General features: G+C 60.4%; 8 protein-coding genes. 6 read left to right on the top strand and 2 right to left on the bottom strand.

The genetic code is table 11. The annotated features are described in order from the left end of the window. Window positions 1–176 precede the first annotated feature (176 nt). Genes CIB54_RS08405 through CIB54_RS08420 form a run of 4 tightly spaced genes read left to right on the top strand, consistent with a single transcriptional unit; the run spans window position 177 to window position 6,241 of the window. Window positions 177–2,054 carry a putative bifunctional diguanylate cyclase/phosphodiesterase gene (locus CIB54_RS08405; protein ID WP_101219472.1) on the top strand — a complete coding sequence of 626 codons (1,878 nt, stop codon included), beginning with the start codon at window positions 177–179 and terminating at the stop codon, window positions 2,052–2,054. Between the two features lie 19 nt (window positions 2,055–2,073). Continuing rightward, a complete protein-coding gene (locus CIB54_RS08410; protein ID WP_101219474.1) occupies window positions 2,074–3,042 on the top strand; it encodes a cytochrome-c peroxidase in 969 nt (322 codons plus the stop codon). Then, window positions 3,039–4,865 (top strand): DAHL domain-containing protein, encoded by a 1,827-nt coding sequence (locus CIB54_RS08415; RefSeq protein WP_232790535.1) that lies wholly within the window; start codon window positions 3,039–3,041, stop codon window positions 4,863–4,865. Before CIB54_RS08410 ends, CIB54_RS08415 begins: the two co-directional genes overlap by 4 nt. Then, window positions 4,862–6,241 carry an ATP-binding protein gene (locus CIB54_RS08420; protein WP_101219476.1) on the top strand — a complete coding sequence of 460 codons (1,380 nt, stop codon included), beginning with the start codon at window positions 4,862–4,864 and terminating at the stop codon, window positions 6,239–6,241. The genes CIB54_RS08415 and CIB54_RS08420 overlap by 4 nt, the downstream gene beginning before the upstream one ends. Before the next feature lie 19 nt (window positions 6,242–6,260). Here CIB54_RS08420 and CIB54_RS08425 read toward each other — a convergent pair whose 3' ends face one another. Next, window positions 6,261–6,533 carry a type B 50S ribosomal protein L31 gene (locus tag CIB54_RS08425; RefSeq protein WP_101219478.1) on the bottom strand — a complete coding sequence of 91 codons (273 nt, stop codon included), beginning with the start codon at window positions 6,531–6,533 and terminating at the stop codon, window positions 6,261–6,263. A gap of 105 nt (window positions 6,534–6,638) precedes the next feature. Then, complete coding sequence (locus CIB54_RS08430; RefSeq protein ID WP_157829696.1) at window positions 6,639–7,118, bottom strand: hypothetical protein; 480 nt, start codon at window positions 7,116–7,118, stop codon at window positions 6,639–6,641. Between the two features lie 187 nt (window positions 7,119–7,305). Between CIB54_RS08430 and CIB54_RS08435 the strand changes: the two genes are divergently transcribed. Both CIB54_RS08435 and CIB54_RS08440 read left to right on the top strand, forming a co-directional pair. Continuing rightward, on the top strand, window positions 7,306–8,925 hold the full coding sequence (locus CIB54_RS08435; RefSeq protein ID WP_065951777.1) for an FMN-binding glutamate synthase family protein: 1,620 nt from the start codon (window positions 7,306–7,308) through the stop codon (window positions 8,923–8,925). Between the two features lie 174 nt (window positions 8,926–9,099). Continuing rightward, window positions 9,100–10,230 (top strand): OpgC family protein, encoded by a 1,131-nt coding sequence (locus CIB54_RS08440; RefSeq protein ID WP_101219482.1) that lies wholly within the window; start codon window positions 9,100–9,102, stop codon window positions 10,228–10,230. Window positions 10,231–10,398: the final 168 nt, after the last annotated feature.

The following is a 10,398-nucleotide window of genomic DNA, read 5'->3' on the forward strand; positions in this document are numbered from 1 at the left end:
AAGTTACGCGAAATTGAACCGCTATAACACGTATACGGTGTCGATTTGACGCGAAGTAGCCGTCGATATCAAGGTAACTCAACTATGCTGTCACAGCAGATGTGCACGTCGTTCAGCTGTAGCACCACGGAAGGAATCGTTATGCCTTCGAACCCTTTGCAGCTGCGGAGCGCGCCATGAATCCGGACTCGGCACGCGCCAACCGTCGCATACTCATCGTCGATGACACCGCTTCGATCCACCAGGACTTTCGCAAAATCCTCTGTGCCGACGAGTATGGCGAGCCCTCCCTCGATGCCCTGGAATCAGCCCTGTTCGGCACTGCCGCGCCAGTACGCCAGGCTTTTGAGCTGGACTCCGCCTACCAGGGCCAGGAAGCGCTTGCGCTGGTAAACAAGGCACTGGAGGCCAAGGCTCCCTACGCCATGGTGTTTATCGACATGCGCATGCCCCCCGGCTGGGATGGGCTGCACACCATCGAACAGCTGTGGGACGTCGATCCCAACCTGCAAATAGCGTTGTGCACCGCCTATTCCGACTACTCCTTCGAGGCCATCGAAGCGCGCCTGAAATACGAAGATCAGTGGCTGATCCTGAAAAAACCCTTCGACGCTCTGGAAATCCGCCAGATGGCCAATGCGCTGACCTGGAAATGGCAACTGGCCCAGGACGCCGCGCTCAAGGTGATCGGCCTGGAATGCACCATCGAAGAACGCGTACAGGAACTGCTCAAGGTCTCGCACCTGTTGCACTACGACGCCTTGACCGAGCTGCCCAACAGCACGCTGCTCGGTGATCGGTTGACCCAGGCCATCGCCCTGGGCCGGCGGCATGACACGCAACTGGCGGTGATGTTTATCGGGCTCGACCGCTTCAAGCGCATCAACAATGCCCTGGGCTACCCGGCGGGCGACGAGGTGCTCCAACAAGTGAGCCAAAGCCTGGTAGCCACGGTGCGCGCGTCGGACTCGGTGTTTCGCTACGGCGCCGACGAGTTCGTGATTGTGCTCAACGACATCCTGCATCCCCAGCAAACCCAGCTTATTGCGCGAAAGGTACTCAATGCCGTCAGCACGACGCGTCACGTCGCGGGCCATGACCTGAGCGTGACCGCGAGCGTGGGGATCAGCATTTACCCCAACGACGCCAGCAACGCGGTGGGGTTGGTCAAACAGGCTGAAACCGCCATGCGCACCTGCAAGGAACGCGGCCAGAATGACTTCAGTTTTTATACCGAAGACATGAACCTGCGCGCCCGGCACCAGCAAAACCTGGAGAGCGCGATCCGCCAGGCGCTGGAACGCGATGAGTTCGTGGTGCACTACCAGCCCAAGCTGAATCTGGACTCCGGGCGCATCGTCGGCGCGGAGGCGCTGACACGTTGGTGCCGACCCACCGGCTGGGCCAGCCCGGCCGAATTCATTCCGATCGCCGAAGACAGCGGTCTGATCGTGCGCCTGACCCAGTGGGTACTGCGCCAGGCCTGCCTACAAGCCCAAGCCTGGCGCGAGATGGACCTGGCGCCGCTGTGCATGTCGGTGAATATCTCGGCAATCGACCTTCGCCAACGGGACTTCGTCGATAACCTGGTTGCCATCCTGAAAGAGACCGGCCTGCCGCCCACTCAACTGGAACTGGAAATCACCGAGAGCGTGCTGATGCAGAATGTCGACGAAACCGTCGATACCCTGCAAAAAATCAAGGCCATGGGCGTGCGCCTGGCCCTGGATGATTTCGGCACCGGCTACTCCAGCATCACCTACTTGCGGCGCTTTCCCATCGATGTGCTGAAAATCGACCAGTCCTTCGTGCGCGGCCTCAGTGTAAATAACCAGGATGAACAACTGATCAGCGCTATCATCGGCATGGGCAAGAGCCTGGAGCTGAACATCATTGCCGAAGGCGTGGAAACCGTCGAACAACTGAATTTCCTGAAAGCCAGGCACTGTGAAGAAGCTCAGGGTTTTCTCTTCAGCAAGGCGTTGCCGCCCAAGGATTTCGTCCAGTTGCTGCAAGCGGACTGCGCGACACTGATGCCCGATCAATCGCCCTAGGCCTGCAAGGAGTGCTCGCTTGAGCAATATTTCCAATCACCGTTTGGGTCTGATGCTGGTGTTGTGCGTGGGCACCGGCGCGCCGCTATCAGCCGCGCCGCTGAACGAAGCGCTCAAGCCCTTGCCGACGGTGCCAGTACTGGACCCGGCCAAGGTCGAGCTGGGTCGCCAGTTATTCAACGAGCCGCGCTTGTCGGTCAACAACAGGTTGTCCTGCGCCAGTTGCCACTCGCTGGAAGCGGGCGGGGCCGACAACAAACCGTTCTCCATCGGCTTTGACGGCAAACCGGTGGAGCTCAACACCCCATCGGTATTCAACGCCAGCCTGAACTTCAAACAGTTCTGGAATGGTCGGGTGGACACGCTGGAAGCCCAGGTCGAACAAGTCGTGATCAGCCCGGTGGAAATGGGCAGCGACTGGCAAACCGTAGTGCGCAATCTCTCTGCCCTGCCCGCCTACCAGAACGCATTCAAGCAGGCGTACCCCGATGGCGTCAGCGCCGCCAATGTGCAAAACGCACTGGCAACTTACGAGCGCACGCTGCTGACGCCCAATTCGCGGTTTGACCAATACCTGCTGGGTAACACCGAGATCCTGACCACGCGGGAAAAGTACGGCTACCAGCGTTTCAAGGACTATGGCTGCATCGCCTGCCACCAGGGCGTGAACATCGGCGGCAACATGGTTCAGAAATTCGGCGTGATGGGCGATTACTTCACGGCCCGCGGCAATCCGGTCGAGGCGGACCTGGGCCGCTACCTGCTGACCCAGGACGAAGAGGACCGCCATGTGTTCAAGGTGCCCAGCCTGCGCAATGTAGCCGTCACCGCCCCCTACTTCCACGACGCCTTGGCCACGACCCTGGAAGAAGCGGTTGACGTGATGTTCAAGTACCAGTTGGGGCGCACCCCTTCCCAGGAAGACAAGGACCTGATTGTGCAGTTTCTCAAGACCTTGACCGGCGAATGGGCGGGCAAGCCGCTATGAGACGACTGACACGCCTGTATCGCCGCCGCGCCAGCCAAGTGTTGCTGGGCCTGATGACCTTGTTGCTCGCCTCCACGCTGGTGTTTTTGTACCTCAAGTCCTCACGCGACCAGGCGGCCACCTACACCCAGTCACGGGACTTGATCCGCCAGCTCCAGCAGCTCAATGCGCAATGGGACAGCGAAGTGCTCAAGGCGCGGATCGCAATCACTCACGACTACGATCCGCTGGTCATGCCACTGACGGAAATGACCCGCATCTGGGCAGAACTCGACAGTCGCGACACCTACCACAGCGCTACCGACCTGCCGGGTTGGCAGGCCAGCCGGGCGGCGTATCAGACGGCCATCCAGGAAAAAGCCCGGCTGGTGGACCAGTTCAAATCCCACAACGCCGTGCTGCGCAACTCACTGGCGTTTCTGCCGACCGCCGAAGATGACATCCAGGCCCAATTCAACGCCATTGACGATGAAGGCCGGCTGCAACTGCAAGGCGTGGCCACCGACACCTACGACCTGCTGCTCAGCAGCCTGGAGTTCGCCCAGGTCACCAGCGACGAGCGCGCCGCCGATATCCTGGTAGGCCTGGGCAAACTGGCGATCAACAAACAGAGCCTGCCCAGTGAGTTCCAGGCGCCGGTGGATATCCTCAGCAACCATATTTCGCTGATCCTGCGCGAACAGCCGGTGGTCAACAGCCTGCTTGAGCGGATTGCCGCCGTGCCCGTGGCCGAGCGCCTCGACGCGCTGACCACCCACCTCAATCAGGAGCAGCAGGCCACCGACCTCGTCAATCATCGATACCATCGCTACCTTTTAGTGTTCTCGACGTTGCTGGTGGTGCTGCTGCTCTACCTGGCCGTGCGCCTGCTGCGCAGTTTCGCCGAGATCAACCGCGTCAACCGCGCCTTGCAGTCGGCCAACGAAACCCTTGAGCACCGGGTGGAACGGCGCACGCAACAACTCAAGGATGCCCAGAGCGAGCTGCTGGACAGTGCCCGCCAGGCGGGCATGGCGGAGATCGCCACCAATGTGCTGCACAACGTCGGCAACGTGCTCAACAGTGTGAATATTTCCGCCGACCTGGTCAGCCGCACACTGCGCAGCAGCAAGGCCCAGGGCCTGGGCAAAGCCATGCAACTGATCAACGCGCATCAGGGCGACCTGGGCACCTTTCTCACCGAGGATGAAAAGGGCAAATTGCTGCCGGGCTACCTGAACCAACTGGTGGAGGCGATTGCCATCGAGCAGCACGGCATGAGCGAGGAGTTGACGCAACTGAGCAAGAGCGTCGACCACATCAAGGACATCGTTTCAACCCAACAATCCTATGCCGGCGCTTCCTCGTTGCTTGAACCGGTCGATATCGGCGCGCTGATGGACGACGCCTTGCGCATGAACGCCGGCGCGCTGAGCCGTCACCATGTCACGGTGGTCAAGCAGTACGCGCCGGTGCCGCAGATCCTGGGAGACAAACATCGGCTGCTGCTGATCATGGTCAATCTGATCAGCAACGCCAAGTACGCCATGTCCACGCTGTCCGAACGGCCACGGCAAATCACCCTGACGGTCGAGCAGACAGCTGACGCCAGGCTTCAGATCAGTGTCAAGGACGATGGCGAGGGCATACCGGCCGAGAACATGACGCGGATCTTCACCCACGGGTTTACCACCCGCAAGGAAGGCCACGGCTTCGGCCTGCACAGCTGCGCGCTGGCCGCCGTGGAAATGCACGGCCAGCTCACGGCCCACAGCGACGGGCCGGGCCTTGGCGCGGTGTTTACCTTGACGATTCCCTTGACCCTTGCAGGAAGTACCGTATGAACCAGCCTCCCAACCGGCGCATCCTGCTGATCGATGACACCCCCTCCATTCATGAGGATTTTCGCAAGATCCTGATGCCCAGCGCGCCAACCAACCAGGCGCTGGACGATATGGAGTTGGCGCTGTTCGGCGACACCGCCACACCGCAAGCCGAGGCGTTCGAACTGCATTGTGCCTATGGCGGCGAAGAAGGCCTGGGTTTGCTGATGAGCGCCATGGCGCAGCAGCGCCCTTATGCGCTGGCTTTTGTTGACATGCGCATGCCCCAAGGCTGGGACGGCGTGAAGACCATCGAGCAACTGTGGAAAGTCGCCCCTGACCTGCAAGTGGTGGTATGCACCGCCTACTCGGATTACTCCTGGGACGACCTGCTGTCTCGCCTGCACGCTTATGACCGCTTGCTGATCCTGAAAAAACCGTTCGACAACATTGAAGTCCAGCAAATGGCTAATACCCTGGCCAATAAATGGGACATGGCCCGGCGTGCTTCCCTGCAAACGCTGCAGTTGGAGCGACTGGTGGAACAACGCACCCAGGCGCTGCAACTGGAAATCAACGAGCGCAAGCACCTGGAAAGCCAACTGGTGCAGTCGGAGAAGCTCGCATCGCTGGGGCAACTTGCCGCTGGCGTCGCCCATGAGATCAACAATCCGGTGGGTTTCATTTCATCCAACCTCAGCACCCTGGAGCGCTATTTCAACCAGCTGCAACAGATGCTGGAGGCGTATCAGCACAGCGAAGCGTTGATCGCGCAACAGGACCCGCGCGACCGGCTCGAGGCATTGCGCACGGCGCTGGAACTGGACTTTCTCAGGGAAGACATTCCGGTGCTGATCCGTGAGTCCAAGGAGGGTATTGGCCGCGTGGTACAGATCGTCAAGGACCTGAAGAACTTCTCGCGGGTGGATAACGACCAGACGTGGCAGTTCGCCAACCTGCAACACGGCATCGATTCGACGCTGAACATCGTCGCCAGCGAACTCAAGTACAAGGCCGATGTGATCAAGCACTACACGCCGCTGCCGGACATCGAATGCCTGGCCTCGCAGCTCAACCAGGTGGTGATGAACCTGGTGATCAACGCCGCCCAGGCCATGGGGCCGGAGCGCGGCACCATCACCATCAGCAACGGCGTGGAGGGCGACACTATCTGGCTGGAAGTGGCGGACAACGGCTGCGGCATTGCCGCCGACACCGTGCAGAAGATTTTCGACCCGTTCTTCACCACCAAGCCGGTGGGCGAAGGCACTGGGCTGGGACTTTCACTGTCCTACGGCATCGTCAAGAAACACCGGGGGGATATCTCGGTCAGCAGTGAGCTGGGCAAAGGGACGACATTTCGCGTGGTGTTGCCGATCCGGCAGACGGCGGCGTAGGGCACGCCGCCGGCCGTTCTTATTCGTCGGCTTTTTTCGAGCTCGAGCCAAACGACGCGAAGCGCTTGTTGAACCCGGCGATCCGGCCTTCGACCTGGGTCTTGCGTTGCTGGCCGGTATAGATCGGGTGTGAAGCACTCGAGACGTCCAGCGGGATGTACGGGTAGGTGTTGCCATCGCTGTGTTGATGGGTGCGATCGCTGTCGGCGGTGGAGCCGATCAGGAAGAACACGTCGGCGGCGGTGTCGTGGAACAGCACGGTGCGGTAGTCGGGATGGATACCAGCTTTCATTAGGCCTCCGGGGCGTCTGGGTGCTTTAATATGTTATACAGTAACACTAATTAAACACCTAAACGAGAACGGATTGCAATAGCCCATTGCCCGATCGAACCGTTGTCACGCTTTTTTGGCGCTTAGCGCAGTGGCCAGACCCACCGCATCCGACGCCTCGTGCAATCCGGTTTTGACGGCGCTGGGCGTGGCGTCGTTCTTTCTCACCGCGTCGAAGTAGCCTTTGGCGACGGCCTTGTAATCCCCTGTGGCCGCGCCGACAAGCGCCTGGTCAAAACCATCTGCGCAGGTTTTGTTGAACCCGGCCAGTGCGCCACTGACAGCGCTTTCGCCGTTGGACTTGGCCTTTGCAATGCCCAACAACACGTTACTCATGCCTGGGATAAACCACAGATTCTTGCCGGCCTCGGCGGCAAACCGCTGAAGTTTTCCCGGTTGAGTGCCGTCGCGGTTCACGCGGGAAGCCTCGTCTGGAGCAGGTTTGTTCCGCTGCTCGGGTTGAGCGACAGACTGTTCACGACCGATCGCCAGAGGCTGGCCTTGATTGACAATGGGAGGGGCGGAAACAGCAGACGAGATCGGCATGGGCGATGACTCCAGATGCATGAAAAAGCGGGCGTCCTGTACCGATAGTGGCCGCGGTCCCCCCAACAGTTCCATGGCTTGCGCCTGTGCGCCTGCCGCGACAGGGCCTTCAATCCTTGTCGCTTGTTTGGGTACAGGCGCAGAATGCCGGATCGACCTCAAGAGTCCGAACCAAGGAAAAAACCGTATGAGCCTGTCGTTACTAAGCCGTTACGCGTTCTTTGCCGCATGCATCATATTCACCCTGGCCAGCCTGCCCTTTATCGAACACGAATGGCTGTGGCCCATCACGATAATCACCGGACTCCTCAGCCTGATCGGCATTTTCGACCTGCTGCAAAGCCCCCACGCCGTGCGCCGCAACTACCCGATCCTGGGCAATATCCGTTACCTGGTGGAAGCCATCCGCCCGGAAATCCGCCAGTACCTGCTCGAATCCGACAGCGATGCCCTGCCCTTCTCCCGGGCCCAGCGCTCGCTGGTGTATTCGCGTGCCAAGAACGAAACCGCCGATAAACCATTCGGCACCTTGATCGATGTGTATCAGTCGGGCTTCGAGTTCATCGGCCACTCCATGCGGCCCGCACCGTTGAGCGACCCCAGCGCCTTTCGCGTGATAGTCGGTGGCCCGCAGTGCACACAGCCGTACTCGGCGTCGGTGTTCAATATTTCGGCGATGAGCTTCGGCTCGCTCAGTGCCAATGCGATCCGCGCGCTGAACCAGGGCGCCAAACTTGGCAATTTCGCCCATGACACCGGCGAAGGCAGCATCAGCCCCTACCACCGCGAAAACGGCGGCGACCTCACGTGGGAGCTGGGCAGCGGCTACTTCGGCTGTCGCACCAGCGATGGCCGTTTCGACCCGCAACGCTTTGCCGTGCAAGCGCAGGACCCGCAAGTGCGCATGATCGAAATCAAGATGAGTCAGGGCGCCAAACCCGGCCATGGCGGGATTTTGCCCAAGCACAAAGTCACCCGGGAAATCGCCGACACCCGCGGCATCCTGATGGGCGAAGACTGTATTTCACCGTCGCGCCACAGTGCATTTTCCACGCCCATCGAGCTGATGCAATTCATCGCCCAACTGCGTGAGCTGTCCGGCGGCAAACCGGTGGGTTTCAAGTTCTGCCTGGGCCACCCGTGGGAGTTCATGGGCATTGCCAAGGCCATGCTCGAAACCGGCATCCTTCCGGACTTTATCGTGGTCGACGGCAAGGAAGGCGGTACCGGCGCCGCCCCCGTGGAGTTCACCGACCACATTGGCGTGCCGCTGCGCGAGGGCCTGCTATTCGTGCACAACACGTTGGTGGGCCTGAACCTGCGCGACAAGATCAAGCTCGGCGCCAGCGGCAAGATTGTCAGTGCCTTCGACATTGCCAGTGTGCTGGCCATCGGCGCCGACTGGGCCAACTCGGCGCGCGGCTTCATGTTCGCCATCGGCTGCATCCAGTCGCAGTCGTGTCACACCAACAAATGCCCGACCGGTGTCGCCACCCAGGACCCGCTGCGCCAAAGGGCGCTGGTGGTGCCGGACAAGGCCCAGCGGGTATTCAACTTCCACCGCAACACCCTCCATGCCCTGGCGGAAATGCTCGCCGCCGCCGGGCTGGATCATCCGTCGCAGCTGTCGGCCAAGCACTTGGTGCGGCGCATGTCGGCAACCGAGATCAAACTGTTCTCGCAGTTGCATGTGTTCCTCAAACCGGGCGAGTTGCTCACCGGCGAGGTGAACGGCGAGTTCTATTCGCGGATGTGGCAGATGGCGCGGGCAGATAGCTTTGAGCCGCATGAAGTGGCCGCTGCCTGATTCATCCAGTGGATGCCTGCCCGGACGCCGGGCAGGCCATCGAGACATTCGGTAATACCCAGCCTTTGCAATTGCTTACAAATACCGCCAACCTGCGCCCGCCCGACGCGTGGCGTACAAAAACGCCTGCGCTCGCTAATCTTCATTCAACAACTTGTTCAAGAGCCCGCAGCCATGCTGAACGGACGCGACCCGCGCATCGATTTTTTTCGGGGCCTGGCGTTGATCTTCATTTTCTGGGATCACGTGCCCCACAACCCCCTGGCCAATGTCACCGTGCAGAACTTCGGGTTCAGTGACGCCGCCGAAATCTTCGTCTTCCTGGCCGGCTACGCGGCGGTGCTGGCGTACGGCAAGATCCTGCAGCGCGACGGCTATCTCATCGCCTGCCTGAAAATCCTGCGCCGGGTGTGGACGCTCTACGTGGTGCATATTTTTCTGCTGGCGCTGTTGATGGGCATCGTGATTTTCGCCAACAGCCATATCGAAACCCGTGACCTGGTGCAGGAGATGGGCCTGGAGTATTTCCTCAACAATACCCAGCAGGCCCTGGTCGATGAGTTGCTGCTGCGCTTCAAACCCAACCTGACCGACCCGTTGCCCCTGTATATCGTGCTGATTCTCAGCCTGCCGCTCACGCTGCCCTTGCTGTTGCGTGTGCCCAGGGTGGCGGTGGGCATTTCTGTGACGGTCTACCTGCTGGCGCCCTGGCAGGGCTGGAACCTGCCGGCCAGCAACGGCGGGGTGTGGTATTTCAACCCGATCACCTGGCAATGCCTGTTTATCCTTGGCGGCGCAGCGGCCTTGCGTGCGGCGCGCCCGATTGAACAGCGCGCCCTGCTGCGTCAACCGTTGTTCATCGCGGCTGCGGCTTATGTGGTGACGACGTGCCTGATCACCCTGTCGTGGCGCTGGCCCGAAGTGCACGATGCCTGGATGCCGCGCCTGATCGGCGAATGGCTGTACCCCATCAGCAAGACCGACCTGTCACCCGTGCGTTTGCTGCACTTCCTGGCGCTGGCTTATGTCACCGCGAAATTGCTCCCCGGTGTCGGCTGGACGCAACAGTGGTTGGCACGGCAACTGGCGCGAATGGGGCGCTATTCCCTGGAAGTATTTTGCCTGGGTGTGGTACTGGCGCCGTTGGCGGACATGGTCAATGCGCTGACCGGCGATACCTTCGCCCTGCAGGTATTCACCGCGCTGGTCGGGGCCGCCATGATGATTGCGTTTGCCGCGTGGCTGGACTTCAACAAGCAACTGGACCAGCGCAGGGCCGCTGCGCTCCAGCCGCCGGCTGTCTAGCGGCTCTTTCCAAAATGGGAGCGGGCAAGCCTTAATGCCAGTAGTTAAGCGAACAAAACATAGGTATCGACAACCCCGAAGCGCTCAACCGTAACCACGATGCGAAGCGAGTCGCTCTTGCTCTTGCTCTTGCTCTTGCTCTTGCTCTTGCTCTTGCTCTTGCTCTTG

The organism is Pseudomonas fluorescens (assembly GCF_002837185.1).
Taxonomy (GTDB): domain Bacteria; phylum Pseudomonadota; class Gammaproteobacteria; order Pseudomonadales; family Pseudomonadaceae; genus Aquipseudomonas; species Aquipseudomonas fluorescens_AM.

Excerpts from the sequence above, each read along its gene's own strand:
- CIB54_RS08405 (WP_101219472.1), top strand. The coding sequence starts at position 177 with ATGAATCCGGACTCGGCACGCGCCAACCGTCGCATACTCATCGTCGAT.
- CIB54_RS08415 (WP_232790535.1), top strand. The coding sequence starts at position 3,039 with ATGAGACGACTGACACGCCTGTATCGCCGCCGCGCCAGCCAAGTGTTG.
- CIB54_RS08420 (WP_101219476.1), top strand. The coding sequence starts at position 4,862 with ATGAACCAGCCTCCCAACCGGCGCATCCTGCTGATCGATGACACCCCC.
- CIB54_RS08425 (WP_101219478.1), bottom strand. The coding sequence starts at position 6,533 with ATGAAAGCTGGTATCCATCCCGACTACCGCACCGTGCTGTTCCACGAC.
- CIB54_RS08430 (WP_157829696.1), bottom strand. The coding sequence starts at position 7,118 with ATGCCGATCTCGTCTGCTGTTTCCGCCCCTCCCATTGTCAATCAAGGC.
- CIB54_RS08435 (WP_065951777.1), top strand. The coding sequence starts at position 7,306 with ATGAGCCTGTCGTTACTAAGCCGTTACGCGTTCTTTGCCGCATGCATC.
- CIB54_RS08440 (WP_101219482.1), top strand. The coding sequence starts at position 9,100 with ATGCTGAACGGACGCGACCCGCGCATCGATTTTTTTCGGGGCCTGGCG.